Raw genomic sequence first — 26,740 nt, forward strand, 5'->3', positions numbered from 1 at the left:
GAGGAGCTGGAGACGCCCGTTGGATCTTTTGTCCGAGCTCAGGGATGTTGTTCCGGGGGACCGTATCGTCGCCGACCCGGAGGAGCTGGAGCGCCACGGGGGCGGCATCTTTACTTACCACGCCCCGCGCCAACCCGACGCCGTCGTCTGCCCCGAGAACCGCGACGAGGTCGCCGAGGTCCTGCGCTTCGCCAACGAGAACGGCGTACCCATCGTCCCGTTCGGTGAAGGCAGCAGCCTGGAGGCCCACACGATTCCGGTACACGGCGGCATCAGCCTGGACCTCGGCCGGATGGACGCCATCGTGGAGGTCAGGCCCGACGACTTCGTAGTGCGGGTGCAGCCTGGGGTCACGCACGAACGCCTGAACGCGAAAATAAAGGAGCACGGCCTCTTCTTCCCGGTGGACCCCGGGTGGGACGCTTCCCTCGGCGGGATGGCGGGGACGAACGCCAGCGGGACCAACGCGGTCAGGTACGGGGCCATGCGGGACCAGGTCTTAGACCTCGAGGTCGTGCTTGCCGACGGTACCGTAATGCGGACGGGTGGGATGTCCATGAAGTCCTCCGCCGGCTACCATCTGACCGGTCTCTTCGTCGGTTCCGAGGGGACTCTTGGCGTCTTCACGGAGTTGACGTTGCGGCTCTATCCCGTTCCCGAGAAGGTGCTTGCGGCGCGGGCGGTTTTTCCCGGGATAGAGGAGGCCGGAAGGGCGGCCGTCGCCATGATCCGGTCGGGGATGCAGATTGGACGCGTCGAGCTCGTGGACGCCCGCACCGTCGAGGCCGTAAACGCCTACAAGGGCACGGACTATGCCGTCGCCCCCACGCTGTTCCTTGAGTTCAGCGGTTCCGAGGCCGGCGTCGAGAGCGACGTGGACCAGGCCCGCGCAATCTCCTCGGCGGAAGGTTGCAAAGGCTTCGAGTTCGAGGCCGACGAGGCGGCTCGTGAGAGGTTGTGGGAGGCCCGCCACGAGGCCGGGCTCGCCATAACCAGGCTCAACCCGGACAAAAAGCCGATGACGACGGACGTTTGCGTCCCGATCTCTTATCTCCCGGATGCCCTGGCGCGCGCCCGCGAGACCATCGCGGGGCACGGGTTCGACGGCGCGATCCTCGGCCACGTCGGCGACGGCAACTACCACGCCGTCTTCCCCGTTGACGTCGGGGACCCCGAGGAGATGGGGCGTGCCGAGGAGGTCATGGGCCGGATCGTACGTTACGCGCTGGAGCGCGGCGGGACCTGCACCGGGGAGCACGGCATCGGCTCGGGCAAGACGGGGCACCTGCGGGAGGAGCACGGCGACTCGCTGCCTTTCATGCGCGGGATCAAGCGTCTCGCCGACCCGAACGGGGTCATGAACCCGGGCAAGGTCTTCGCGGAGGAACCGTGGCCGGCTCCGGGCTAGCCGGACGCCGCGGCGACCCGCTTCCGGAGCCCGACAGGCAGTCCTACCGGCCCGTCAGGGCCATCGGGCTGCTGCTCATCCTCGAGGTGGCCGTCATCGCCGCCCTCGCGGCCTACGAGTTCTCGCGGGTGGACTGGCGGCGGATCATCGCCGCGCAGGCGGCGCCGTCGCGGGACGTGGTCGAGGCGCTGGCGATGGTCCTGTTTGTGCCGGCGGTCGCGCTGACGCTGCTCTCGGCCATGGGCTTCCTGCTGCTCAGGCGGCGGGGGTGGCTGCTGGCGGCGATCTCGCAGGGCCTCGTGGTGGCGACCTGCCTGTGGCTCTACGCGGAGTACGAGCCGGTCTACGTTTACCCGATCATGGCTTATGCGGTGCTGATGATCCTGTACCTCAACGTCCACGACGTGCGCGCGGTCTTCTACCCCGGGGACCGGAAGAACCGCCCGCAAGCCCCTCAGAGGGTGTCGTGAGCGCCCCCCACCCCGACGAGGCCCTGCTCCGGCGCTTCGAGCCCGTGCTGCGCTGCACGAAGGGGGACAGGTTCTTCCCGATGGACGTGGACCCCTACGTCCGGGCCTGCAGCCTCTGGGTCCAGCGGCCCGGCGGGGAGCCCGTCAGGGTGGTGCCCGGCGGGGAGCTTACCCTGGAGACGTTGCCCCAGCAGCCCCTCGACGGGTCCGGCGCCGTGCATTTCCTGAAGTTCACGGACCCGCGGGACCTCCCCGCAGGCTCCTCGCTCGCCGCGTTGCGGGAGCGGGCGGCCAGGGGCCTCAGGGAGACGAGGGAGGCGTTCCGGGCCGGGAGGGGGAGGCTGGCGCGGGTCGGATACCTCTCGCGGTTCGTCGACGCGCTGTACTCCATCACGCTCCTGGCGAGGGGAAGGGTGCCCGGCGAGGCGGCCGGGGCCGCGGCGATGACCTACAGGCGGGTGATGGAGGAACGGGAAGGCTACTCCTACCACGGCCGCGTGGCCCGGCAGGAGGGCTGGACGGTCCTGCAGTACTGGCTCTTCTATCCCTTCAACGACTGGAGGAGCGGCTTCTTCGGGGCCAACGACCACGAGGCGGACTGGGAGAAGGTCCACGTCTACCTGGCCGAGACGGAAGGTGGGGAGCTTCGTCCCGAGTGGGTGGCCTACGCCTCGCACAACTACGCCGGGGACAACCTCAGGCGCCGGTGGGACGACCCTGAGGTCGAGAAAGTTGGGGATCATCCGGTGGTCTACGTGGCCGCAGGTTCGCACGCCAGCTACTACGCCCCGGGCGAGTACCTCACGGAGCTCAATTTGCCCCTGCCACGGCCCCTCGCCAGGGTCGTCCGCGGCGCGCGCGGCTTCTGGCGGGAGAGGCTGGGCCAGTACGTCGGCGGCGGCAACGAAAGCGGCGGCTACTTCCACGTCCCCTTCGTGGACTACGCCCGCGGCGATGGCCTCGTCATAGGCGAGGGGGGAGACCGGGCGTGGGACCCGCCGAGGGTCATCTCCGAACCCGCCCCACCCTGGGTCACGGGCTACCGCGGCCTGTGGGGCCTCTACGCCAGGGACCCGTTCGAGGGCGAGGACGCGCCCGCGGGACCCATCTACAACCGCGACAAGACCGTGGCCCGGGTCTGGTACGACCCCGTCGGGTGGGCCGGCCTGGACAAGGTGCCGACCCCCGCCGAGGCCGTCACGGCCGCACTCGAAAGGCGCGACGAACTCGAAACCCGCCGCGAGGAGCTCCGGGCCGAGATAGAGAAGAAGGCCCGCCGGCTCAGGAAGCTCGGGGCCGAGGCGGCGGCGGTGCGGGGGCGTTCGCACCTGGACGGGCGCGGCAGGGAGACCAGGCGGCGCATCGCGGAGCTCTCCAGGGAGGTAGACGGCCTGCGGGCCAGGCTCGCGGCGGACGAGGCCGTCTCCGGTTCGCTGGAGGAGTATGCCGGCAGGATCGAGGTCGGGGAGAGGGACCCCGTGAGGGGGCACATCACACGGGCGCACAGGCCCGCCTCGGAGACGGAGCTCAGGTTCAGCCGGGTGGCCGAGGCGTGGGCGGCCGTGAGCGTGAGCCTGATGCTCGTGATCTTCGTCGCCATAGCCATCTTCCAGCAGGAGCACCTGATCTCCATGCTCGTCGTCAGCATCGCCTTCTTCGCCTTCGCCGAGGCCGGCTTCCGCGGACGCCTCGCCAACCTCGTCGGCAGCGCCAACATAGGCCTCGCCGCCGTCGCATCCCTCATCCTCCTCTACGAGTTCTTCTGGCAACTCGTGGTGGCGGCGGTCCTGGTCGTCAGCCTCTACGTCCTCTGGGACAACCTCAGAGAACTCCGCAGGTAGCGCGGGGTGCAAAGACCGCTAGAATAGGAACCATGAATCGAACGATACGGGTGGTGGTCGCGAAGGTGGGGCTCGACGGTCACGACCGCGGCGCCAAGATAATCGCCCGCGCCCTGCGCGACGCGGGGATGGAGGTCATCTACACCGGCCTCCACCAGACCCCCGAGCAGGTGGTCGAGACCGCCATCCAGGAGGACGCCGACGCCATCGGCGTCTCCATCCTCTCCGGCGCCCACATGACCTTGATACCAAAAATAGTTGATCTCCTCGAACAGAACGAGGCGGAAGACATCCACGTCTTCGTAGGCGGCACCATCCCCAAGGGCGACATCCCGAAGCTAAAAGAGCTCGGCGTCGGCGAGATCTTCACGCCCGGCACCCCGACGAAGAAGGCCGTCGAGTACGTGAAGCTCGCAGTTCCTGCGAGCTAGCTGGTCAGCCTGTCAGCCCGCTTCGCCCTCCGGGCTTCGCTAGTCAGCATTTCAGCAGCCTCCAGCGCGAAGTGCGTCCGGCGCAGTAGGCGCATCCGAAAACAGATAAGCTGACAGGCTGAAATGCTGACTAGCTGAATTGCTAACAACGGAGGCGAACCTTGGATTTCGTACGTGTCGACCGCGAGAACGACATCGCAATTCTGACCATCGACAGGCAGAACAAGCTGAACGCGCTCGACCAGACGGTGGTCGAGGAGATCGGGCAGGCTTTGTTGGAGCTCGAGTCGGAGGGACCGCGGGCGATCATCGTAACCGGGGCCGGGGACCGGTCGTTTATAGCGGGGGCCGACATCTCGGCTATGAGCTCGATGGGACCTCTGGAGGCGAAGCGGTTCTCGGAGATCGGGCACGCCGCGATGGCTTTGCTCGACCGGAGCCCCGTGCCGACTATTGCGGCGGTGAACGGGTTTGCGCTCGGCGGTGGGTGCGAGGTAGCGATAGCGTGCGACATCAGGATCGCGGCGCAGAACGCCCTGTTCGGGTTCCCTGAGGTTGGGCTCGGTATCCTGCCCGGGATGGGCGGGACGCAGCGTCTCCCGCGCCTGATCGGCCCCGCGCTCGCCAAGGAGCTTATCTTTACCGGACGCCGCATCGACGCGGAAGAGGCGAGAGGAATGGGCCTTGTGAACCGGGTGGTCGGGCAGGGCGAGGCGCTCTCGGCGGCGAAGGAGCTGGCCGCTGAGATCTCGGCCAACGGCCCCGTCGCGGTCCGCCACGCCAAGGCCGCCGCCAACCGGGCCCAGGACGTCGACCTGATAAGCGGCCTGGAGTACGAGGCCGACCAGTTCGCCCTCCTCTTCGCGAGCGAGGACGCGAAGGAGGGCATGGGCGCCTTCGTCGAGAAGCGCAAGCCAGGCTTCGTGGGCCGGTAGTCCCATAGTCCGCGAGACGGTTCTCCGGGTCCGCTACTCGGAGATAGACGCCCAGGGGCACGTCAACAACGCCAACTACCTCTCGTACTTCGAGGTCGGCCGGGTCGAGTGGCTGCGCGACGCCGGCCACTCCTACCGGGAGATGGAGGAGCGGGGCTACGGCTTCGTTGTCGTAGAGGCGCTCGTCCGCTACCGCAGGGCCGCCTACTTCGACGACGAGCTGAAGATCCGGACGGAGATCTCCGACCTGAGCAGGGCCTCCGTCCAGTTCGCGTACGAAGTCTTGCGGGAGGACGGGCTCGTGGCGACGGGCCACACGCGCCACGCGTACGTTGACCTCGCGAGCGGCAAGCCGATCAGGATGCCGAAAGAGCTGGATCTTCTGGGAAGTGGCTAGTTTCGGAGGCTTCGGGCATCAGGTTTCAGGCTTCAGGTGGGCCGAGAGGCGCCAACGCCCGGTGGCGCGGCTTCCGCTTTCCTGAAACGTCTCCGAATCGAACAAGTTCGTTGCAGGGTCAAATCCTTAGACGAACACCGGATCCCGCATAAACCTTCCTGAAGCCTGAAACCTGATGCCTGCAACCTCACTTCGCGTACCTCCGGCGGGCGAGGGCGCCTGCCAGGCCCAGGGGCAGGGCCGTAGTGGCGGCGAGGCCGAAGAGGAGGGGGAAGGCCCCGTTTTCGGCGAGGGGGGCGGCGAGGACCGTGGAGATGCCGCTTCCCACGAACAGGGCGGCGGCGAAGAAGGAGATTACGGTCGCCCTGGCGTCAGGGGCGACCTCGGTCGCCCAGTTCTGCAGCGTGGGGTGCATGAACGAGAAGCCGCCGCCGACCAGGAAGGCCGAGACGGCGATGCCCGAGAAGCCCTGGCTCGCGGCGCCGACCGCGTAGCCCGCGGCCAGCAGCGCGCCGCCGAGCAGGATCGCGCCTCCCTTGCCGAACCTCTCCGTGACGCGGCCGGTCGCCCGCGTCCAGATGAGCGTGCCGACTCCGAAGAGGCCGACGGCGAGTCCAGCGACGGCGGCGCCGTAGCCCCCGGCTTCGAGGGCTGGGGCGAGGTAGGTGAGGAAACCGAGGATTACGCCGCCCTCGGCCAGCGCGAGCAGCACGACGAGCACGGCCCACGGGTTCTTCAGGAAGAGACCTATCCTCGCGAGCGCCCCGCGCTCTTCGTTCTCCCTCTCCGGCTCGGGCAGGCGGGCGAGCAGGAGCCCGAGGACGAAGGACGCGAGCACCGGAACCGCGAAGGCCAGCCGCCAGAGGCCCAGGTAAGCCGCGAGCCCGGCGCCCGCGGTCGCCAGGCCGGTCGCGACCCCCGAGGAGGCGAGCTGGTTGGCGAGCGCCCTCTGGCGGACCCCGAGTGGCACGGTGTCCCCGATGTAGACGAGCGAGGCCGGTATGACGGCCGCGAAGAGGCCGCCCGCCAGCGCCCTCGCCACCACTAGGACCGCGAGGTTCGGGGCGAACGCGGAGAGAAGCCCGGGCACGAGCGCGAGGACCAGGGCCAGCCGTATCACCCGCACCCGCCCGAGCCTGTCGGAAAGGATGCCCCACACGGGCTGCATAAGGCCGTAGAGCAGGAAGTAGAGGCTCGCGGCCACCGAGGCCCCGGCGAGGGAGACGCGCAGGTCCGCCGCTATGGTCACAAGCATCGGCGCGATGGTGAACCGGTCGAAGGTGCTCAGGAAAGCGGCCGTCATGAGCAGCCGCAGCCGGCCCTTCAGGCTTGCGGGGTCCTGCTCCACCGGCTAACCGTCCCGCGCGAGAGAGTAGAGGAGATCCACGGTGGCAACCCTACGCGAGTCGACCGTAGAGAACAAGCGTCGGGAGGCCCGCGGCCGGGCCCGGAAGCGGAGAGTCCTCCGTTTGCCAGGCGTGGGCTCTGCTAGACTCTGGCGGGTATGGGGCTCAGGATCGAAGACCACGCGCGGAAGCTTCTCGCTGCGGGCGTCGCCGGGGACGACACCTCGCACGGCGCGGAGAACAACCTGCGCAAGATCCGGCTCATGATCGAGGCGGATCGGAACAACTCTTACGGCATGGAGGCGCTGCTGCGCGGCGTCGGCTTCGACGAGGCCTACGGCGCCGTCTCCCGCCACCTGGGCAACCCCCCGGACGAAGAAGCGACGCCCGGGCGGGGCCGCATAGACCCGGCCCGCACCGCCGCGGCGCTGCTCGAAGCCGGAAGCCGTATCCGGCAGGTCGCCGAGGCCGGGGGACGCATGGTCTTCGCCACGGGCCACCCCGGCGCCCTGCTTCTCTACTACATGGGTCTCGCCGCCTGGGCCGAGGACCTCGGGGCGAAGGTCCTGACCGCCAGGACGGACGGGCTCTACGGCAGGCGGGGCGTGCCCCTCGACTGGGCGGGGCCGGTGGGCACCCTGGGCAACCGGGCGAGCCTCATGCACACCCACGATCCGGAACCGATGCAGGCCGTCTTGCACAAGTTGGGTTCGGTCGACCTGGTCGCCGCGGACCACGGCTTCGCGGGGGCAGCCGTTGCCGCAGGCGTGCCGACCGTGGCGGTCATGGACACCAACGACCCCGCCTTCGCGGTGGCCGCAGGCCGCGGGGCGGACCTGACGGTAGTGCCCATGGACGACAACCGCCCCCTCAACTCCTACGCCGCGGCCCTGGAGGTGCTCCGGGAAGGGCTTTGAGCCTCCGGGATCCGGGCGTCGGGTGTCACGAGAGCGTCAGGCGTTTCGTCTCGTCTTTAGAGGCCGAAGAAAGGCGGAACCGTGAGAGAGCGATCCGCAGACGAAGCGTACGAACAGCACCGCCCGCTGCTTTTCTCCATAGCGTACCGGATGCTGGGCAGCGTCATGGACGCGGAGGACGTGGTTCAGGAGGCCTTCGTGCGCTGGCGCCGGGCGCAGGAGGCCGAGGTCCGTTCCCCGAAGGCGTATCTCTCCGCGGTGGTCACCCGGCTCTGTATCGACCGGCTACGCTCCGCGCGGGAGCGGCGGGAGGAGTACGTGGGCCCCTGGCTTCCGGAGCCGCTCCCCGACGAGCGGGCGCCGGACGTCGCTGAGACCGTCGTCCTCGAAGAGTCGCTCTCCATGGCTTTCCTGGTCCTTTTGGAGAGCCTCACGCCGGTCGAGCGGGCGGTCTTCCTGTTGCGCGAGGTCTTCGGCTACGACTACGCAGAGGTCGCCCGAATCGTCGGCAGAGGGGAGGAGAACTGCCGTCAGATCTCCCACCGCGCCCGCGCGTCCGTCGCGGCCCGCCGGCCCCGATTCGAGCGTTCGCGGGAAGAGGAGGAACGCCTGACGGGCGAGTTCTTGCGGGCATGCTCCGTGGGCGACATGGATGGCCTGCTCGCTCTGCTCTCCGAAGACGTGACCCTCTGGTCCGACGGCGGCGGAAAGACCCGGGCCGCGCGCAACCCGATCCACGGCGCGGCCAACGTCGCCCGGTTCTTCTCCGGGATACTCGGCAAGGCCCCGCCCGGCCTCTCCGCCAGGCTGACCTCGATCAACGGCCGCCCCGGCCTCGTCGGGTACTTCGGCGACGGAAGCCCCCAGAGCGTCGCGACCTTCGAGTTCGAGAACGGCAGCATCCTGGCGATCCGGCTCGTCGTCAACCCCGACAAGCTCCGGACCGTGGCACCCCTGGAAAAGGAGGGCCCGCGATGAGCACGACGGAGATTCTCGTCACCGGGGGGACGGGGGTGCTCGGCCGGCGGGTGGCGGAACGCCTGCACGCGGCGGGCGTCGGGGCGCGCGTCCTCAGCCGGGGCGGACGGCCCGGCACGGTCCGGGGAGACCTGCTCACGGGCGAGGGGTTGGATGCGGCGGTCGACGGCGTGGACACGATAGTCCACTGCGCCTCCAGCCCCTACAGCAGGCCCCGGCAGGTGGACGTCGAGGGAACGAGGCGCCTCCTCCGAAGCGCCGCCGCGGCGGGCGTTTCGCACGTCGTCTACATCTCCATAGTAGGGATAGACCTCGTCCCCTCATACCCCTACTACCGGGTCAAGCTGGAGACGGAGCGGGTCATCGAGGGGGCGCCGATCCCGTACACCATCCTGCGGGCCACGCAGTTCTACGACCTCGTTTTGATGGCGCTGCGGTCTCTCGACCGTCTGCCCGTCATGCCCATCCCCGCGGGCTTTCTCGGCCAGCCCATAGACGCCGGGGAGGTCGCCGGCCGCCTGGCAGAGCTCGCGCTATCTCCCCCCGCAGGACGGGCGCCCGATATGGGCGGACCAGAGGTCAGGGCGTTGGCGAGCGCCGCGCGGGGTTACCTTGGCGTCCTGAAGAGCCGCAAGAGGGTCGTCGAGTTCCCGTTCCCCGGCAGGACGGCGCGGGCGATCCGCGCCGGCGCGCTGACGTGCCCCGACAACGCGGCCGGCAAGATCCGCTGGGAAGACTTCCTGCGGGAGAAGCTCCGAGCGGTAGAACCCGAAGGAGGAACGCCATGAACGCGATCCCGGGCAAGCGTAGTTCGGCCGGCCTGATGAGGGGCGGGCTCGGGTTGCTTTCCCTCTCGGCCCTGGCCGTCGGTTTTTGGGCGCTCCTCCTGCCGCGCTCTTTCTACGAAGACTTTCCTTTTCCGGGCAGGGCGTGGGTCTCGACCTCGGGTCCCTACAACGGGCACCTGATCGCCGACGTCGGCGCCATGTACCTCGCCCTCGGCGTCCTGTTGGCCGCCGCAGCGGTCTCTCTGGGAAGAGATCTCGTAAAGGTCTCTCTCGCCGTCTGGCTCGTCTTCGCCGTGCCGCACCTCGTCTACCACGTATCCACGCTCCACCACTTCCCGCTACTTCTCGACAGGGTGGGAAACGTGGTGAGCCTGGTGTTCGTCGTCCTACTCCCGCTGGCGCTGCTTTTCCTGGATGGATACGGCCGAACGACCGGGACACACACGGCCGGCGGTGCTCTAGGGAGGTAGGGAATGGCCGAAAACAGCATCGCCGGGGCACGGGAACAACCTAACGCTCCGGCCTTCGCGGCTCTCGCGCGCGAGAAGTACGTCCTGCTCACGACCTTCAGGCGCGACGGTGTTGGGGTCGGCACCCCGGTCCACGTGGCCGTCGAAGGGGATCTGGCCTACTTCCGCACCTGGGACACGACCTGGAAGCTGAAGCGCATCCGCAATAACCCTCAAGTTGAGGTAGCGCCTTCGACGTTCCGCGGTAGGCAGACCGGGCCCGGCATCCGCGCCAGGGCCAGGATACTCGCCGGCGCGGAATCGGCGCGGGCCGGGGCTTTGATCTCTCGCAAGCACCCGATCCTGCACGGGTTCCTGATCCCACTCGTCCACCGCATCAAAGGCAACGAAACCATGCACGTAGAACTGATGGCCGATAGCTGAGGCGAAGCCGGAGCGGGCTGATCGCCGACCGCGCGGATCGCAGTGGCATTGAGCCACTGCGATCCGCTTCAACGTGGTGCCATCCGGATGGCGCCGTCCAGACGGATTACCTCCCCGTTAAGCATGTCGTTCTCCACGATGTGCCTGACGAGCGCCGCGTACTCCTCGGGCCTGCCGAGCCGCGAGGGAAACGGAACCTGGTTGCCGAGGGATTCCCTCGCCTCTTCGGGCAACCCGGCCATCATTGGCGTGTCGAAGATGCCCGGGGCTATTGTGGCGACCCTGATGCCGGACCTGGCGAACTCGCGGGCGAGGGGCAGCGTCATCGAGACGACGCCGCCCTTGGAGGCGGCGTAGGCGACCTGCCCGATCTGCCCGTCGAAAGCCGCGACGCTGGCGGTGTTGACGATCACACCCCGCCCCCCGTCCTCGCCCGGTTCGTTCCCAACCATCGCCTCCGCCGCGAGCCGCACGACGTTGAACGTGCCAATCAGGTTCACCTGCACGACCTTCGAAAAGGACTCCAGGGAATGGGGACCGTTTCTGCCGAGGGTCTTCTCCGCGATGGCGACGCCCGCGCAATTGACCGCGCCGTGGACGGGACCGTTCTCCAAAGCCGCCTGCACGGCGGCCTTCACGCTGCCCTCGTCGGTGACGTCGGTCTCTACGAAGCGGGCCCGGCCTACGGCGTCGTCCAGTTTCAGGTCGGCGATGACTACGTTCGCGCCGGCGTTTTCGAGCATGAGGGCGGTGGCGGCGCCGAGGCCCGAGCCTCCGCCGGCCACGAGGAAGGTGCGGCCTTCGATCTGCACGTCTATCTCCCTGGTTGAGGGTACACGGTCCTTACCACGGCATCCCAGGCGCGGTCGGGCAGGAGGCGGCGGAGCCAGATGAAGAGGTGGGCCGAGGGCGTGACGGCGTAGCGGGTGCGGGGCTTGTCGGCGGTTATGGCGCGTTCAATAGTCGCCGCCACCGTTTCGGGGCCGCCGCCGAGCTTGAGGATAGGGCCCCGTTCGTAGTTGTCCTTCGTAGCCTTCGCCACGGCCGCGCTGAAGCCGGCGTAGGGACCCGAGCCTGTGGGCGCTTCCATCGAGCCCGTCGCGGCGTCGGCGAAGTTGGTGCGTATCAGGCCAGGCTCGACGACTACTACCTTTACGCCGAAGCCCGCGACCTCGAAGCGGAGGGCGTCGCTTATGGATTCGACGGCGTATTTGGTGGCGTGGTAGTAGCCGCCCCCGGGGAAGGTGAGCTTCCCGCCCATGGAGGAGATGTTGACGATCCTGCCCCGGCCCTGCCGCCGCATCCCGGGCAGCACGAGCTGGCACATCCTCACCAGCCCGAACACGTTCGTCTCGAACTGCCGGCGCACCTTCTCCATCGAGACCTCCTCGACGGCGCCGGACTGGCTGTAGCCCGCGTTGTTGACGAGGACGCCGACGGCCCCCTCGCGCCTCTCGACCTCTTCCACGGCGGCGCGCATGGAGGCCTCGTCCGTAACGTCTAGAGGTAGGATCTCACACCCGCGTTCGGCGAGAGCCCCTATCTTCTCGACGTCGCGGGCCGTGGCGTAGACCTTCCAGCCCGCGGCCGCCAGGTGTTCTGCCGTCGCGCGGCCGATGCCCGTGGAGCAGCCCGTGATCAGGACGGATCTCGATACCGCCACCACCCTACCCCCTAACCACCGTCAACGTGACCCTGCTCGGACGCCCGGAGTCGTGAAAGACGGCCTGGCGCGCGACCTCGGAGCGGTCCGAATGGACGGCGCTCTCGCCCGTGTTGAGGTTCCGCTCCCACCTGGGATGCGAGCTCGACGTGACCTCTACCCTCAACCTGTGGCCGACCTTGAAGGTGTTGCCGGTCGCCCAGAGGTCCACGCAGTACTCGTAGACCTCGCCCGGCTCGATGGGGGAGGGAGTGGTCGGGTTGATGACGCCGGGGGCGGGGTAGCTCTCCCTGGCGCTAGCCCGGACGATGCCGTCGCAGAGCCCGATGGCCCGGCCGTCGGGGTACACGTCCACGAGCCTTGCCACGAAGTCCGTATCCGGCGCCGAGGAGGACGCGAAGAGCGTCGCGTAGACGGGGCCGAGCACGGTGTAGTCTTCCGTGAGCGGCTCGCTCGTGTAGGTGAGGACGTCGGGGCGTCGTTCTATATCTCTCTGGTCTCGGGCGCCGGGGCGGTGGATGGGGGCCAGCAGGGTCGGGCCGCCGAGGGTGGGGACCGGGTCTTTCGGGTCGTAGTCGTAGGTGTCCGGCCCTTCGCCGCTACTGCCGGCTTCCCGCGAGAGTTCCCCGCCGCCCCGCAGGTGCCAGTCCTCGGTGTACGAGCCGGGCGGCGGCCACTCGTCGTAGCCGCGCCAGCGGTTCTCGCCCATCACGAAGATTTGGACGGGCGGCGCGGCTTCGAGGGCGGTTTCGTCGCCCTTGAGGGTCGCGTCTAACCAGCGGAGGTGCCTGTCGGTCAGGTCGCCGCGGTAGTCCACGAACGCGCCCATCGAGCCGAGGCCGAAGTCCAGGTCGCCGAAGGTGCTGCCGAAGTCCGCGTGGACCCAGGGCCCGACGAGCAGGCGCGGCGGGCGCATACCGGCCTCGCTCGAGCGGACCTTCATGGCCCCGTACTGGCGAAGCGTCTCCCCGATAAAGCAGTCGTACCAGCCGCCGATGTGGAAGGTCGGGGCGTCCACGCGGCCGTATTTGTCGTCCATCTTGAGGTAGTCCCAGCTCGGGTCGTCCACCCCCCGCTCCAGGCCGCCCCGGACGAACGGCACGAGGCCGTCCGGGTTGGGCAACCCGGAGAGCGGCAGCACGTCATGGCCGCCGCCGGCGAGAATGGCGTCTATGACGCCCACGAGCTCGGGCAGCTTCTCCCCGATCTTCTCCGGTTCCTTGCGGTACTTGCGGAAGAGCCTGTCCGGGGCGATCGCCGCCTGGGCCCAGTAATGGATGAGCCCGACCTCCTGTACCCCGCCCCTCATCTGCGCCCCGTTGAGGTGGTTCCCCCACGTCACCCCAGGCACCATGCTCTTCAATGAAGGCGGCTGCATGACGGCCGCCTGCCACTGGGTCTTCCCGAAGTACGAGAGGCCGAACATCCCAACGCTGCCGTCCGAGCCGGGTAGCCTTGCCGCCCATTCGACGGTGTCGTACCCGTCCTCGTACTCGTTGACGAAAGGCACGAACTCGCCCCCGGAGGCGTAGCGTCCCCTGACGTCCTGGACGACGACAATGTAACCGGCGCCAGCGGCCTTGATCGGGTCGAAATAAGTGGCATCCCGGGGAAGGTCCTTGCCGTAGGGCAACCGGGTCAGCAGGACCGGGTACTCGCCTTCCCCCGCCGGACGGTAGACGTCTGACATCAGGGTGGTGCCGTCGCGCATCCGCGCCGGCACGTTCTTCTGGACCAGGATCTCCCACGTCAGCCCCAAGGCGATCTCTCCCTCAATCGTCGATACCCCGCATGAGTCTACCCGAACACCAGCCCCCACTCCCCCGCCATATTTGACCAATCGTTCCAGTTTGCGTATAGTGGCGCGACGAGTCGTTCAAGGAGGGGAGGAGGGGTTTGGAGGCCAGGTTATCCGGGTGGTGGCGGGCGCCGGCGTTCGTGGTGTTGTGCGGGTGTTTGATCGCCCTGATCACCTACGGTTTGAGGACGAGCTTCGGTCTCTTTGCCACCCCCATCAGCGAGGGGCGCGGTTGGTCTCCGGAGGTCTTCGCGCTCGCCATCGCCATACAGAACATCGTCTGGGGCATAGGGCAGCCTTTCGCCGGGGCCATAGCCGACCGTTACGGCTCGGCGAGGATACTCGCCGCGGGAGGCACGCTCTACGCCGTCGGCGTAGCGCTCATGGCCGTCAGCCCGACGCCCGCCGCATTCCATCTGACGGCTGGCGTTCTCGTCGGGCTCGGGCTCTCCGGCGGTTCTTTCACCATCGTCATAGCAGCCCTTGGAAGGCTCGTGCCTGAGGAGAAGAGCTCGCAGGCGATGGGCCTCGCGACCGCCGCAGGGTCGCTGGGGCAGTTCGCTTTCGCCCCCCTGGGCCAGGTGTTCCTCGCCGACTACGGCTGGCAGACCGCCCTCCTGCTGCTCGCGTGCTTCATGGTCGTCGTGCCGGCGCTGGCGGTGGCGCTCCGGGGTAGGGGAGAGCGTGGGGCGCGGGCTTCCGACGGGCCAGAGTTACCGGCGCGGGACGCGGTGCGGCAGGCGTTCGGGCACGGCAGCTACCTGTTGCTGGTCGCCGGGTTCTTCGTTTGCGGGTTTCACGTGGCGTTCATCACCACGCACCTGCCCGCGCATATTTCGAACGTTGCCGGGCATTCGCACGGGGGGATGAACACGGCCGGGCCCGCGGTGGCGGCTTGGGCGCTGGCGCTGATAGGGCTGTTCAACGTGGTCGGGTCCTACACTTCCGGGGTGCTTGGGGGCCGGTACAGCAAGCGGGCTTTGTTGGCCGGGATCTACCTGGCGAGGGCAGGGGTGATCTGGCTCTTCATCACCCTCCCGCCGACGCCCACGGTCGTGCTCCTCTTCGCCGCCGCGATGGGCGTCTTGTGGCTCTCGACGGTGCCGCTTACCTCCGGGCTCGTGGCCGTGATGTTCGGGACGAGGCATCTTGGGGCGCTCTTTGGGATCGTCTTTTTGAGCCACCAGGTGGGGGCGTTTTTGGGCGTCTGGCTCGGCGGGGTCGCCTTCGAGAGGACTGGCTCTTTTGACTCGATCTGGTGGGCCGGCATAGCACTAGCCGTCGTCGCCGCCGCCATCCACTGGCCCATAGTCGAGCGCCGCGCGCCCCCCTTCGCCGTCTCCCCGCAACCGGAGGGCTGAGGCGTGCCGAGGACCAAGGAGTTCAGGCCGGATGAGGCCCTGGACGCCGCGATGCACCTGTTCTGGCGCAAGGGGTACGGGGCGACATCCATGCGCGACCTGCTCGAAAGCATGAGCATAGGACGCGGCAGCTTCTACGACACCTTCGGGGACAAGCACGCCCTGTTCCTCTCGGCCCTCGACCGCTTCGAGAACGCGAGGGCTTCGTGGGTGATCGAGACACTCGAGAGCTCCGGCCTGAACGGGATAGAAGAGGTCTTCAGGCGGACGGTAGAAGGTTTGGTCTCGTTCGAGCCGCGCAGGGGGTGTTTGTTGGCGAACACCGCCGTCGAACTCGCGCCGTACGATCCGGAGGTGGCGGGCAGGATCTCGGCCTACGTCCGGCGCACCGAAGGGGCGTTCGAAGGCGCCTTGATCCGCGCCAGAGAGGCGGGAGAGATTTCGAAAGAAGATCCGAAGCCCCTTGCCCGTTTCCTCGTAACCAACCTGCACGGCCTGCGCGTGTTGGCGAGGGCCGGGGTAGAGCGCCGGACGCTCGAAGACGCGGCCCGCGTCGCTTTGCAGGCATTGAGGTCTTGAGGGGAGGAAGTCCCGACCCTCCACCCCTGAAAACCTGAAAGCCCAAAAACCTTCCTCCACTAACCGCGCCCGTAGCGGGCTCGGCGCAGAAGGTAGGCCAGCGCCGCGACAACGCCGGCTACGACGACGACCGGAGTGGCGGCCGAGGCCGCGACGAGCCCGAGGAGCCTCAGGCGCATCTCCCGCGCGTCGTTGAGGTGCGGGAAGGGTTCGTCCGGTATGTCGAGACCAAAGAAATCGCACAGGGGCGCCCATCCCTCCTTCACGTCGTAGACGAGCAGGCGTTCGGGCGGGACGCTGCGGAGGACCCGTTCGTTGTGGCGTTGGAACGTTTCGATGGCGTAGGTCTCGTCCTCGAAACGGCCGTCGAAGGTGCCCTTCCAGACGATTTCGTCCGCCAGGCGGGCTATGCCCGTCACGCCGGGGGCGAAGAGGCCCGCGATGGCGAAGGCCGTCCTGATCGGGGCGGGGCCCGAGGAGATCCTGTGTATCCCGTAGATCGTGGAGAGGACGCTCTCGTACCAGCGTCCGGGGTCGCGGACCGTCAGGATCACGGCCGCCCCGGGGAACGCCTCCATTAGCTCCCCGTAGAAAGCGCAGGCGGGCCAATCCACCGCGACACCGTAGCCGGAGAAGAACTCCTCCCAGTCGACCGGCTCCCCGCGACCGGCGGCCTCCCAGAATCCGACGTGCTCGGGGTGCTCGAAGACCTCGGTCATGTGGTAGGCGGAACCGAAACCCAGCGTCTCCAGCGCGGCCTTGAGAGAAGTGGTGCCCGTGCGGCCGAAACCGGCGCCAACGACCTTCAAGCCCGAGGTTGCCGACTAAGCCGGGAGAAGGTCAGGTACAGGCCTCCGGCCAGCAGCGCCAATACGGCCGGCACCGCGAGGGAGACGGCGCGCACCGCCCGCACCCTGCTGCGCATCTCGGCCGTGTCGTTGAGGCGCGGGAAGGGCTTGCCGGGCACTTCGACGCCCAGAAAGTCGCAGAGAGGGTCCCAACCGTCCTTCACCTCGTAGACGAGGAGCTTTTCCGGGGACACCCTGCGCCGCACGTCGGCGTTGTGGCGCTCGAAGATAGCCTTGGCGTATTCCCTGTCTTCGAATTTGCCGTCGAAGGTGTCTTCCCAGATCAACCTGTTGTTCATGCGGCTGACCTTGCCGATGGCGGGCACGAAGAGGCCGACGAGGCGGAAGGTCGGCCGCGAGAGGGGCGAGATGACGGTGAGCCTGCTCAGCTCGTAGATGGTGTTGCACACGCTCTCGTACCACCGGTCGGGGTCGCGGACGCTGAGGAGCACCTTCGCGTCCGGGTACCTCTCCATCAACTCCTCGTAGAACGTGCAGGCCGGCCAGTCGACGGCGGCCTCGTAATCCCCCAGGAAACCGTCCCAGTCGACCGGCTCGCCCCGGCGGGCTGCCTCCCAGGTCTCGGCGTGCTCCGGGTGCTCGAAGAGCTCGGTCATGTGGTAGCAGGGGCCGAACCCGAGTTCCTCCAGGGCCGCCTGCAACGATTTCGTTCCCGTCCTGCCGAAGCCGGCCCCTACGACCTTCAAGAGCTCCCTTCAGCCCTTCGAGGGCGCGTAGCCCTCGAACTGCTCGCGCAGCTTGAGCTTCTGGAACTTGCCCGTGGCCGTCATGGGTATGGACTCGACGAACTCGTAGGCGTCCGGCAGCCAGAACTTCGCGAAGTCCTTTTCGAGGTGGCTCTGGAGGTCTTCCTCCGTGGCGCTCTCGCCCTCTTTCAGGACTATCGCGGCGAGCGGCCTCTCGTCCCATTTCTCGTGGGGGATCGCTATGACGGCGGCCTGGGAGACGGCCGGGTGGGCCATCAGGGCGTTCTCGAGCTCGACCGAGCTTATCCACTCGCCGCCGCTCTTTATGAGGTCCTTGGTCCTGTCCGTGATCTTGATAAACCCGTAACGGTCTATGGTCACGATGTCCCCGGTCGTGAACCAGCCGTCGTCGGTGAACTTGTCGTCGCCCTCGGGCGCGTTGTAGTACCGCTTCGCCACCCAGGGGCCCCGCACCTCGAGCTCGCCCATCGACTCCCCGTCCCACGGCACGAACCCCTCGTCGCCCCTTGCCCTTATCTCCACGAACGGCACGGGATTGCCCTGCTTGGCCCTGTACTCCAGCTTCTCGTCTTCCGGCAACTCCTCGACCACCGTCGGCAGGTTCGCGACCGTCCCTATGGGGCTCATCTCCGTCATGCCCCAGGCGTGGACGACGTTGACGCCGTGCCGCCTGTCGTAGGCGTCCACGACGCCCTTCGGCACCGCGGACCCCCCTATGACCATGCTCCTGAGCTTTGTGAGGTCGTACTTGTCCGGCTCCGCGTCGAGCGCCTGCAACACGGCCAGGAAGACGGTCGGGACGCCGGCCGTGAACGTGACCTCTTCCTGATCGAAGTCCTCCAGCAGGCTCGCGGGGTCGAGGTGGGGGCCGGGCATCATGAGCTTGGCGCCGACGAGCACGGAGGCGAACGGCAGGCCCCAGGCGTTGACGTGGAACATCGGGACGACGGGGAGCACGCAGTCCTTCTCGGAGAGGGCGAACGTGTTGCCCATCGCGGCCATCATGGAGTGGAGGACCGTCGAGCGGTGGGAGTAGAGGGCCCCCTTGGGGCGGCCCGTGGTGCCCGAGGTGTAGCACATCGCGGCGGCCTGCTTCTCGTCGAAGTCGCGGTACTCGAAGTCCGACTCGTCGGCGTCGGAGAGGAGGTCTTCGTAGGAGATCATGCCCTCAGGGACCTCCCCGCCCTCGGTGACGACGACGGCGTGCTCGACGTTGGTCTTCTCCCTGAACTTCTGGAAGACGGGCACGAGCGTCTCGTCGACGAGCATCACCCTATCCTCGGCGTGGTTCGCTATGAACGAGAGGTCGTCCTCGTGCAGCCTCGGGTTCAGCGTGTGGAGCACCGCCCCCGAGCACGGCACCCCGAAGTACGCCTCCAGATGCTGGTAGGTGTTCCATCCCAGGGTGCCCACCCGGTCGCCGTCCTCCAAACCGAGTTTCTTCAGGGCCACGGCGAGCTTTTTGGACCGGGAGACGAAGTCGGCGAAGGTGTGGCGGTGGAAGGACTTGTCCGGGCGGCGGGTGACTATCTCGCGGTAGCCGTAGAGTTGTTCCGCGCGGCGCAAGATCGCCGGCAGCGTCAACTGGTAGTCCTGGACGAGCCCCTCAAGCATGGTCTATCCTCCTCTGAAGCGGTGTCGGACGCCTCGCGCCCGTTGCTCCCTTTCCCATAAAGAGCGTTGTGCCAAACGATGTTAGCAGCCAGAATGAAAAAGGGTCAAGACGGGAGAAGGATGCCGGAAGGGACGGAGAGCGGCGGTTTCAAGGTGGTGGGGGTGACCCTCTTCGGACACATAGAGGTCGCCCGCTACCCGACCCTGGAGCAGGCCGAGTGGCGAGCCAAACAGCTAGCCGCCGAGGCCGAACGCAGCCCCCGTGGCTACGTCCAGTACCTGGTAAAGCCCGTCGAAGCCCGGAAGAGACGAGGTTAGAGGCTGCTCGCTACTTCAAGGGATCGTGGCCCCAGTTCATCAGGGTGAACTTGTCGGTTGCAACGCGACAGCGCCCAAATCGAGCTCCAGGCGCAGGGTGAGCTCGCCTTCAGCGTCCACCTCGAAGCGGGCGCCGAGCCGTCTGTACGCGTTCCTTATCTCCTCCGTCGTGGCGCCCTGGGTCAGGTACTCCCACGGCATGACGGCATCAGGGTCCTCGGCCCATGTGCTGCGCACCGGGTCGTGGGCCGCCAGCGAGTCGCGGGCCGCCCGCAGCCGCTCGGCCTCCGCTGCCCTGTCCTTGGAGGCCCCGAGTTCGGCTTCCACGGCCTCCCGCTGCTCGTCAACGTCGGCGAGCATGGCGTCCAGGTCCGCGTCGGGGAGAACGCCGCGGGCGTTCTGGCGCAGGTAGCCCCGCCGCTCGAGCTCCAGTTCGGACAACTTCTCCGAAAGCGCGGCGCGGCGTTCGAGGTCGCCGCGCGCCCCGGTCCGCTCCTCCCGCCGGGCCACGGCTTCGTCGTAGAGCCTCAGCAGGCCGTCCCGGCTGGCGTGCGCCTCGAAGGTCGAGGCCGCCAGGTACTCGAGTCCGTGCGCCTCGTGGGACCGGCGGTTCGGGCACGGGGGCGCCGTCCCTCGCGTCTTACGCTCCCCATCGCACCGGTAGTAGCGGTGCGTCCTCGTCGGGAAGCGGCGGGCGTAGCTCACCATCGCCCGGCCGCAGTCGGCGCAGAACAGGAAACCCCGCGACAGGTGGTACTCGTGGTCGCCGACCTTCGACGGCGCCCTGTTGTCCGCGATGAGGGCGCGCGCCCGCTCGATCTGCCCGCGGTCCAGGCCCGCGCCGACGAGGGGTACCGGAATCGCGGTCCACTCCGAGCGCGGCGCCTGCTCGACCTTGCGACGCTTCGAGCGCATCGACTCGTAGGCGCTGCGGGTCCTGCCGTAGTACGCAACCCCGTAGCTCTTCGCGGGGTCGAGGCCGGCCAGCACCTCCTCCGAAAGCACGCCCTCTGCCGCCAGCGCCTCGAGCTCGGCCGGGGAGTGGGGGACGTACGTGTCCTCGCGGACCGCGTTCCTGATCGTGTCGCGGGACCACAGCGGCCCGCCCCTCGGGGCCTTTATGCCGTCCCCCTCTAGGGACATCTGCACGGCCCGGATGGAAGCGCCCGCGTCCAGCATGGCGAAGATCCTGCGCACGACGGCCATCTCCGGCTCGCAGACCTCGTAGCCGACCGGTCGGCCTCTTTCGTCCCGGACGTAGGAAAAACCGTAGCGGGGGCGGGGCCGGGCTATGAGAGAATCCATGCAACACCATCCACTGGGGAGGAGCAGCGTGCGCGATATGGTCGAAGAAGGCATACGCGATTCCGGTCAGGACCTGGAGATCAGGGGCAGCGACGGAACGATCCGGGCACGTGGTCTCAGGAACAGCAGCGAACGAACGATGCTATTCCTCCCTGAAGTGCGGGTGCGCGTCGGATCCTGGATCGTGGACGAGTTCGGGTCCGAGTACCACATCGAGGACGTCAGTCCCCTCTCGGACGAGGGCCAGACCGTGGCCGTCAAGGCGCACTACAAAACCAAGGCGCAGCACGAAGCCGAGCAGCAGGCGTCCCGGCCGCCGGAGCCCAGCGGTGCTGACGGTCTGCGGCGTCGCTTCCTGGGGGCCATCTTCGCCATCGCCGGCGGCAATCCCACGCAGGCTGTCTCGTGGACGGAAGTCGCTCCCTGGATGGGTTGGGACCGGGACGATCAGGACCGCTTCGACGACGCGCTAGCCATAGCGAGTTACTTGGAGAACGCGGGATTGATCACCGTCGAGTCGAACGCGAGGTCTGCCTACTTGATTACCGAGGCTGGGTTGGACGCCGTAGCGGTCGACCCCCAAATGGCTATGCCCCCCGAGATACTCGCTACGCCGGACGAGTTCAGTTCCGCCGCTCCTATCGGAGAGGCGCCGATCGAGATACAGGAAAGCCTCGGCCGCTTCAAGGAAGATCATCCTGACCCCGCAGACGCTGCGTTCATCATGATGCGATTTGGTAACACGAGGGCGCACGCTGCCATAACGGATGCGGTCAGGAATGGCTTAGCCGCCCACGGCATAAGAGGGATTCGGGCAGACGACAAACGGTACCATGACCACATGTTCTTCAACATCCTGACCTACCTGCACGGGTGCGGGCTGGGCGTGGCGATTTACGATCGCATCGAGACGGAGACGTACAACCCCAACGTCGCCCTAGAGGTCGGCTACCTGTTCGCCATGCGCAAGCCGGTGTGCCTGCTGAAGGACCAGACGCTCACCACCCTCCCCACGGACCTGGTAGGGCAGCTATACGACCCGTTCGACCCCCAGGACGCAGGCGGGACAATCCCCTCCGTTCTCTCTAAGTGGCTGTCAGACAAAAGCCTAGTCTAGGTTAGCGCCACCTCGACCACCGGCTGATCGCCCAGCGTTGCGGTCGTCACGGCCTAGCGCGACGCAGCTTCGAGAGCCGTTCAGCGGCTTCGATGCGTACCCTGCTGCTCTGCTGCGTGGACGCTTCGCTTTCGGGCCGAGGCAGCGCGTTTTTGGCGTCGTGACCCGTCTTCGACACCCGGCGTTCCAAGTCCTCGGCATACTTTCGTAGGGCTTCCACCTCGGACACCAACTCCGATTGCAGCTGCTCCGTCATGTTCCTACGAACCCTCAGTTCCCAGTCGGTGTCGAAGTCTGCCGCTATACCTATCTGTCGTTCGTAATCGCGTTCCTCGTACATCTCGTTGAACGTATCCACGATGTCCTGCAACAGCCCTGTGTAAGCTCCCAGTCTCTGCTCGATGCGAGCTTTCGTCTCTTCCACTCGGAGCATCGGACGACGTACCTCCCTCGATTCGGTGTCACTCAAGTCGGTGAAGATTCGAGCTGCGCGTCCCGCGCGAGCTGCCTCCTCCACCATACCGCCCGGCAGTATAGGATGTTCCGTCGAGCTGACGTTAACCCAGGCTTCGGCTTGGCCGGCGCGAACATAGATCATCCCAGCAACACCCCCACCCCTCGGCTAGCCTCTGTGAGTGACTGCAGTCGGTGGGTGTGGGGAGGCGACCGACCTGCATGTAGACTTGGGGGAACACTCGTTCCGAGGATGGGAGCTTCGAGGTGTCCGAACCCGCCACGCCCCCCGAGCGTCCTGCGTACTGGTCAGACTGCGAGAGCATGAACCTTCCAGAGATGGGTCGGTTCATCCACGACGCCTTGCTAAGGCGCGTGCAGCCTTCGGTCCCGGACGACGGAAGCACCCCGCTCACGCCGCAGGAGTTCTCCGATCTCGTCGGCTTGATGCAGGCCAAGGCGGACGAACTGAAGGAGGACACGACTATGCCGGCCCGCCCGGTCTACGACGGCCCCCCGCCTCCGCCGCCCGTCCCCGATCCCGCCCGACTACTCGAGGCCGCGCGCAGGAGGCGGTACGAGGCCCAACAGCGGCTGACGTCCGCCTTCGAGTTCCGGGCCGACCGCAACCGCATCCTGCAGCTGCGCGAGGAGGTGCGGAAGGCGAAGCGGGCGATCGACCAGGTGGACGTCGAGGCGAAAGCCAGGGAGGAGGAATACGACCGACTTTTCAGCGAGTACCTAAAGGCCCGCGAGCCCCACAGACGCAGGATCGCCGATTGGGAGCGAGAAGAGGCCAGGGCACGGGGCAGGCAGCGGCGCAACGAGAACCGCCAGGTCCTCGTCGACCGTTCGCGTCGCAAGGTGAGGGAGGTCTTCAGGCCCAAGCGCGACACCGCCGCCGGAGCGCCCATCACCCGCGACTTCGAGTTCGTTCCCCCAGATCAGCAGACCGGCGGGCACGTACGCGCATACTACCGTGAGGTGATCGGCCGCGGCCGGCTGAGAGGCGTATTCTCGCAGGATCGCCTCGACAAGGTGCTCGCCCTTCCCTGGAAAAACTGGGAGAAGGGCAAGGCCGGTTTGTACGGCTACATTCTCCTCAGGTTCCACCACACGGAGAGGGTCCTCATGGAGTGCCCGATTGAGGACAACGCGATCTACATCCTGGATTCGGGCGAGGATCGCTTGGTCGGGTTGAACAAGCAACAGCTCCGCGCGTCGGGTGAGGCCAAGTGGATACCCCATACGGGCGACTGGTACCGGCGGCTCAAGGACGAACTCGGCATCGAGTGACCTCTCGTGTGGGTTCTCCCTCTGGCGGCCATTCACCCGAGGGCCACCTCCACCCCCGGCTTCTAGTCCAGCGCACCGTCGAAGCGAGCTCGTGAGCCGTTGACGCGGGTTTCGTAACGTGCCTAACATGTATTCCGCTGGGGAGGGGAAGGTGCTGGTTACTCCCCGGATCAGGCCAGGCTGATTTGAAGGAGGCACCGCGCGTTGGGGAACATGCTTGCCAGGATTGGCGCTCTTTCGACTGCCGCGAAGGTGTTGCTTGCTTTCTCGGCCCTCCTCATCCTCGTCCTCTGCGTCGTGGTGAGCCCCCTGATGGTAGTCGTGGCGTTCCTGGCGCTCCTCGTCGCCGTCTTTGCCCTGATCGTCCGCATCCTCAGGCGGAGACCGCTCAGGACGTGGGGGTTGGTGGCAGGGTCCTCGCTCGCGCTCCTCGTCGTGTTCTCCGGCATATCCGGGGCGCTCTACGGCGGTGGCGGCCAGGGGCAAAACGCCGACTCCTCGGGCGAAGGGCGGCGGGCGGCGGCGGCGCCAAAGCCGGAGCCGACGGAAGAGAGTAAGGAGGAGCCCAGGCCCGAGCCTGCGGAGGACGAGGAAGACACCGGACGGTACGACGCCGTGGCGACGGTCACGAGGGTGGTGGACGGGGACACCGTGGAGATAGAGCCCGCCGTGGAAGGCAACGACGAGGTGCGCCTGATCGGCGTGGACACCCCGGAGACCGTGGACCCGGGCGAGGACGTCGAGCCCTACGGCCCGGAGTCCTCCAACTACGCGACCTCCGTGCTCGAGGGCGAGCAGGTGGAGCTCGAGTTCGACGAGGAGAGGACCGACCGGTACGGCAGGCTCCTTGCCTACGTCTACCTCGCGGGCGACGAGATGTTCAACGGGGAGCTCGTGGAGGGCGGCTACGCCCAGGTCTACACGGTCGATCCGAATTCGCGATACGAGGAGCGCTTCCGTGCGTTCCAGGAGGATGCCAAACGCGCCGAGATCGGCATCTGGGGGCTCCCCAAGGACGAGCAGTGCGAGCTCGCCGATAGGGGCAACGGCATCGGCGAGGGCACGCCGGGCTGCGAGGACGGACAGAATCCCACGCCCGAACCCGCTCCGGAACCCGAACCCGAGCCACGACCCGCGCCGCGACCTGAACCTGAGTCGATCCCTTTGTCCCCGGACGCCTCGGCCTCGGCGAGCCCCGAGCCCGAGCCAGCCCCAGCGCCCTCCTCCGGCGACCTCGACTGCGAGAACTTCGACACCCACGCTGAAGCGCAGGCGGTCTACGAGCGGGACACGAGCGACCCGAACGGGCTGGACGGCCCAATCGGCGAGGGCTACACGGGCGAGCAGGGCATCGCCTGCGAGGAACTGCTCGGCGCGTCCGAAGCCTCCCCTCCGCCCTCGGCCAGCCCGGAGGCTTCCGCTTCGGCGAGCGCACCGTCTCCCGCTCCTAGCGGCGGCGGGGCACCGTCCGGCGGAGGCGACATAGACTGCGACGAGGTGGACGGCCCGATCCCGACCCCGCCCGGAGATCCCGACGGCCTCGACGGCGACGGGGACGGCCTCTCGTGCGAGTAGGCCGCGTCATCCGGTGGGTCGTCGGAGGAGCCGCCCATTGCGTTGGTGTTCGCGGACTCCGGGACGGGGGAGGTCTGCTATGAAACGATGGTTCCGCGTCGCGGTGATTGTACTGGCGCTAGCGGGCTGCAGTCAGGAGGACCCGCAGGCCGAACGCCAGGAACAGAATGCCGCGGCGGACGAGCGGCGCGGAGGTCCCACGACGACCCAGGCGCAGGAGCCCGCAGGCATGGGAGAGACCGCCGAGGTCGGCCCATTCGCCGTGACGCTCAACTCCGCCACGCGGAAGTCCGGCGACGACCGCCGCCACGCGGTGGTGGACCTCACCCTCGAGAACCGAACGCAGGAGCCCGCGAACGCCTCAGGCGCCGACTACCTGCTGCGGGACGGGGAGGGCTACTCCTTCGAGCCCGGCTCGGCGCCCGACCAGAGGCCGCGCCCCGAGGGCCAGGTCGAGCCCGGAGGCAAGGCGAGCGGCCAGGTCGGCTTCGAGCTCGGCGACGAGCCCGCCGACGGGCGGCTGGAGCTGTCCGTCTCCCTGCCCGAGCAACCCCAGGCGCGGGCGGCGCGCTTCGAGTTCGAGGCCGAAGAAGAGCGGCAGAACCCCGAACCAAAGCCCGAGCCCGAAGCCGCAGAGAAGGAAGAGCCGCCCCCGGCCACGTCGGTGAGGACCGGCTACAGCGTCGTCGAGGACCCGAGCGGGAGTCTGTCGGTCGAGGTTCCCTCTTCCTGGAGCTCCGAGACTGGCGCCGACTCCGAGAAGCAAGGCGGGGAGGGCAGCTATTCGTACCACGCCGGGGAGTACCTGACCTCCTCCATCACGACCGCGCGCAGCCTCGACGCGTGGTACGGAGACCTGCCCGGCAGCGGCCAAGGGTCGGGGGCGTACCTCGTGGCGTCCGAGGCACTCGCGCGGCAGTACACGGACGACGAGCTGATCTACTCGCTCCTCCACGATGACAAGGCCGCCGAGTGCGCCGAGGGACCGGCCCGCGACCTCGACCGCGCCCCGTACTCCGGCAAGGTCCAGGCCTGGTTCGACTGCAACGGCGCCGACAACGCCCATTACGTGTTCGCGGCCGCGCCCGCAGGCCGGGCGTGCGTGGTGGCGGGGGTGGCGAAGATCGCGCCCGGCGCCGCGGAGGCGGACCAGGAGGCGGTGGAGCACATAATCGACAGCTTCGAGGTCGACTGCGGGGTCCTGCCGCCTGCCGAGCCCCTCGAATCTCAGGCGACGGCCTCGCCCTCGGCTTCGGCCTCGGGTTCCGCGTCGGCATCCGCGACGCCGCCGGCGTCTCCCGAGCCGTCGGGGCGGAGCTGCGAGGAGACGCAGGCCATACTCAACGGCGAGGCCCCGGGCTTCGAGACCCTGACGTCGGAGGAGTTGTTGGCTTGCGGCCTCAGCCCCGAGGCGATCGACCCGTGCGAGGGAAACCCCGACCCCAACTGTGGCGAGAACCTCCCGGAGGGCGCCTACCCGAGCATCAACGGGCCCGACTCGCCCCCGCCGTCCTCGACCGATCCGGTATCGCCTCCCGCCGTCGAGGGGGTCCCGCAGGAATGCGAAGACTTCGCGAGCCAGGAAGCGGCGCAGGACTTCTTAGAAGAGGATCCGAGCGACCCCGCCAACCTCGACGGCGATGGGGACGGCGTGGCGTGCGAGTAGGTAGTGGAGTTGTTC

The 26,740-nt window shown here is 67.7% G+C and carries 27 protein-coding genes; 18 read left to right on the forward strand and 9 right to left on the reverse strand.

Going from position 1 to position 26,740, the window contains the following annotated elements:
- Positions 1-19 precede the first annotated feature (19 nt).
- The 6 genes from GBA63_RS04780 (at position 20) to GBA63_RS04805 (ending at position 5,482) form a co-directional block, all read left to right on the forward strand.
- Entirely contained in the window at positions 20-1,408 is a 1,389-nt protein-coding gene (locus tag GBA63_RS04780) for an FAD-binding oxidoreductase (protein WP_166173943.1), read from the forward strand.
- Complete coding sequence (locus GBA63_RS04785) at positions 1,390-1,878, forward strand: hypothetical protein (protein WP_166173945.1); 489 nt, start codon at positions 1,390-1,392, stop codon at positions 1,876-1,878. Before GBA63_RS04780 ends, GBA63_RS04785 begins: the two co-directional genes overlap by 19 nt.
- Positions 1,875-3,719, forward strand: a complete 1,845-nt coding sequence (locus GBA63_RS04790; RefSeq protein WP_166173947.1) for a hypothetical protein — start codon at positions 1,875-1,877, stop codon at positions 3,717-3,719. The genes GBA63_RS04785 and GBA63_RS04790 overlap by 4 nt, the downstream gene beginning before the upstream one ends.
- 32 nt (positions 3,720-3,751) lie before the next feature.
- Positions 3,752-4,150 (forward strand): cobalamin B12-binding domain-containing protein, encoded by a 399-nt coding sequence (locus GBA63_RS04795; protein WP_166173949.1) that lies wholly within the window; start codon positions 3,752-3,754, stop codon positions 4,148-4,150.
- Between the two features lie 161 nt (positions 4,151-4,311).
- Positions 4,312-5,085, forward strand: a complete 774-nt coding sequence (locus tag GBA63_RS04800) for an enoyl-CoA hydratase/isomerase family protein (protein ID WP_166173951.1) — start codon at positions 4,312-4,314, stop codon at positions 5,083-5,085.
- Positions 5,086-5,089: 4 nt separating this feature from the next.
- Positions 5,090-5,482: an acyl-CoA thioesterase gene (locus GBA63_RS04805; protein WP_166179823.1), complete on the forward strand. Its 393-nt coding sequence runs from the start codon at positions 5,090-5,092 to the stop codon at positions 5,480-5,482.
- Between the two features lie 187 nt (positions 5,483-5,669).
- Here the strand turns inward: GBA63_RS04805 and GBA63_RS04810 are convergent, their stop codons facing one another.
- The gene (locus tag GBA63_RS04810; protein ID WP_207957080.1) at positions 5,670-6,830 is read right to left on the reverse strand and encodes an MFS transporter; all 1,161 of its coding nucleotides are present in this window, start codon (positions 6,828-6,830) and stop codon (positions 5,670-5,672) included.
- Positions 6,831-6,986: 156 nt separating this feature from the next.
- Between GBA63_RS04810 and GBA63_RS04815 the strand changes: the two genes are divergently transcribed.
- The 5 genes from GBA63_RS04815 to GBA63_RS04835 all read left to right on the forward strand — a co-directional run bounded on the left by GBA63_RS04815 (position 6,987) and on the right by GBA63_RS04835 (position 10,404).
- Positions 6,987-7,745 (forward strand): phosphatase, encoded by a 759-nt coding sequence (locus GBA63_RS04815; protein WP_166173953.1) that lies wholly within the window; start codon positions 6,987-6,989, stop codon positions 7,743-7,745.
- Positions 7,746-7,826: 81 nt separating this feature from the next.
- Complete coding sequence (locus tag GBA63_RS04820; protein WP_166173955.1) at positions 7,827-8,723, forward strand: RNA polymerase sigma-70 factor; 897 nt, start codon at positions 7,827-7,829, stop codon at positions 8,721-8,723.
- Entirely contained in the window at positions 8,720-9,511 is a 792-nt protein-coding gene (locus GBA63_RS04825; protein WP_166173957.1) for an SDR family oxidoreductase, read from the forward strand. The genes GBA63_RS04820 and GBA63_RS04825 overlap by 4 nt, the downstream gene beginning before the upstream one ends.
- Positions 9,508-9,981, forward strand: coding sequence for a hypothetical protein (locus GBA63_RS04830; protein ID WP_166173959.1), 474 nt, complete (start codon positions 9,508-9,510; stop codon positions 9,979-9,981). Before GBA63_RS04825 ends, GBA63_RS04830 begins: the two co-directional genes overlap by 4 nt.
- Before the next feature lie 3 nt (positions 9,982-9,984).
- Entirely contained in the window at positions 9,985-10,404 is a 420-nt protein-coding gene (locus GBA63_RS04835; protein WP_166173961.1) for a PPOX class F420-dependent oxidoreductase, read from the forward strand.
- Between the two features lie 68 nt (positions 10,405-10,472).
- Here GBA63_RS04835 and GBA63_RS04840 read toward each other — a convergent pair whose 3' ends face one another.
- The 3 genes from GBA63_RS04840 to GBA63_RS04850 are packed head-to-tail and all read right to left on the reverse strand — an operon-like array spanning position 10,473 to position 13,826.
- Complete coding sequence (locus tag GBA63_RS04840; protein WP_166173963.1) at positions 10,473-11,216, reverse strand: SDR family NAD(P)-dependent oxidoreductase; 744 nt, start codon at positions 11,214-11,216, stop codon at positions 10,473-10,475.
- A gap of 2 nt (positions 11,217-11,218) precedes the next feature.
- Positions 11,219-12,067, reverse strand: coding sequence for an oxidoreductase (locus GBA63_RS04845; RefSeq protein WP_166173965.1), 849 nt, complete (start codon positions 12,065-12,067; stop codon positions 11,219-11,221).
- A 4-nt stretch (positions 12,068-12,071) separates the two neighbouring features.
- Positions 12,072-13,826 carry a CocE/NonD family hydrolase gene (locus GBA63_RS04850; RefSeq protein ID WP_166173967.1) on the reverse strand — a complete coding sequence of 585 codons (1,755 nt, stop codon included), beginning with the start codon at positions 13,824-13,826 and terminating at the stop codon, positions 12,072-12,074.
- Between the two features lie 137 nt (positions 13,827-13,963).
- Between GBA63_RS04850 and GBA63_RS04855 the strand changes: the two genes are divergently transcribed.
- Positions 13,964-15,226: an MFS transporter gene (locus GBA63_RS04855; protein ID WP_166173969.1), complete on the forward strand. Its 1,263-nt coding sequence runs from the start codon at positions 13,964-13,966 to the stop codon at positions 15,224-15,226.
- Between the two features lie 3 nt (positions 15,227-15,229).
- On the forward strand, positions 15,230-15,805 hold the full coding sequence (locus tag GBA63_RS04860; protein ID WP_166173971.1) for a TetR/AcrR family transcriptional regulator: 576 nt from the start codon (positions 15,230-15,232) through the stop codon (positions 15,803-15,805).
- 59 nt (positions 15,806-15,864) lie between these two features.
- On the opposite strand, the gene GBA63_RS04865 is transcribed toward GBA63_RS04860, so the two are convergent.
- Genes GBA63_RS04865 through GBA63_RS04875 form a run of 3 tightly spaced genes read right to left on the reverse strand, consistent with a single transcriptional unit; the run spans position 15,865 to position 18,995 of the window.
- Positions 15,865-16,614: a sulfotransferase family protein gene (locus GBA63_RS04865; protein WP_166173973.1), complete on the reverse strand. Its 750-nt coding sequence runs from the start codon at positions 16,612-16,614 to the stop codon at positions 15,865-15,867.
- The gene (locus tag GBA63_RS04870) at positions 16,611-17,360 is read right to left on the reverse strand and encodes a sulfotransferase family protein (RefSeq protein ID WP_166173975.1); all 750 of its coding nucleotides are present in this window, start codon (positions 17,358-17,360) and stop codon (positions 16,611-16,613) included. Before GBA63_RS04870 ends, GBA63_RS04865 begins: the two co-directional genes overlap by 4 nt.
- Positions 17,361-17,369: 9 nt before the next feature.
- Positions 17,370-18,995: a long-chain fatty acid--CoA ligase gene (locus GBA63_RS04875; protein WP_166173977.1), complete on the reverse strand. Its 1,626-nt coding sequence runs from the start codon at positions 18,993-18,995 to the stop codon at positions 17,370-17,372.
- A 120-nt stretch (positions 18,996-19,115) separates the two neighbouring features.
- Here GBA63_RS04875 and GBA63_RS04880 point away from each other — a divergent pair, with 120 nt between their 5' ends.
- A complete protein-coding gene (locus GBA63_RS04880) occupies positions 19,116-19,313 on the forward strand; it encodes a hypothetical protein (RefSeq protein ID WP_166173979.1) in 198 nt (65 codons plus the stop codon).
- A 39-nt stretch (positions 19,314-19,352) separates the two neighbouring features.
- On the opposite strand, the gene GBA63_RS04885 is transcribed toward GBA63_RS04880, so the two are convergent.
- Positions 19,353-20,618 carry a recombinase family protein gene (locus GBA63_RS04885; RefSeq protein WP_166173981.1) on the reverse strand — a complete coding sequence of 422 codons (1,266 nt, stop codon included), beginning with the start codon at positions 20,616-20,618 and terminating at the stop codon, positions 19,353-19,355.
- 28 nt (positions 20,619-20,646) lie between these two features.
- On the opposite strand from GBA63_RS04885, the gene GBA63_RS04890 reads away from it, so the two are divergent.
- Complete coding sequence (locus tag GBA63_RS04890; protein WP_166173983.1) at positions 20,647-21,735, forward strand: hypothetical protein; 1,089 nt, start codon at positions 20,647-20,649, stop codon at positions 21,733-21,735.
- A gap of 46 nt (positions 21,736-21,781) precedes the next feature.
- On the opposite strand, the gene GBA63_RS04895 is transcribed toward GBA63_RS04890, so the two are convergent.
- The gene (locus tag GBA63_RS04895; protein WP_166173985.1) at positions 21,782-22,168 is read right to left on the reverse strand and encodes a hypothetical protein; all 387 of its coding nucleotides are present in this window, start codon (positions 22,166-22,168) and stop codon (positions 21,782-21,784) included.
- A 287-nt stretch (positions 22,169-22,455) separates the two neighbouring features.
- Between GBA63_RS04895 and GBA63_RS04900 the strand changes: the two genes are divergently transcribed.
- From GBA63_RS04900 to GBA63_RS04910, 3 genes are all read left to right on the forward strand, one after another.
- Complete coding sequence (locus tag GBA63_RS04900) at positions 22,456-23,484, forward strand: hypothetical protein (RefSeq protein WP_166173987.1); 1,029 nt, start codon at positions 22,456-22,458, stop codon at positions 23,482-23,484.
- Between the two features lie 213 nt (positions 23,485-23,697).
- Positions 23,698-25,059, forward strand: coding sequence for a thermonuclease family protein (locus GBA63_RS04905; RefSeq protein ID WP_228282462.1), 1,362 nt, complete (start codon positions 23,698-23,700; stop codon positions 25,057-25,059).
- Between the two features lie 79 nt (positions 25,060-25,138).
- The gene (locus GBA63_RS04910) at positions 25,139-26,725 is read left to right on the forward strand and encodes a DUF4352 domain-containing protein (protein ID WP_166173991.1); all 1,587 of its coding nucleotides are present in this window, start codon (positions 25,139-25,141) and stop codon (positions 26,723-26,725) included.
- The last annotated feature ends 15 nt before the right edge of the window (positions 26,726-26,740 follow it).

It is taken from the genome of Rubrobacter tropicus, assembly GCF_011492945.1.
In the GTDB taxonomy this organism is placed as follows: Bacteria; Actinomycetota; Rubrobacteria; order Rubrobacterales; family Rubrobacteraceae; genus Rubrobacter_D; species Rubrobacter_D tropicus.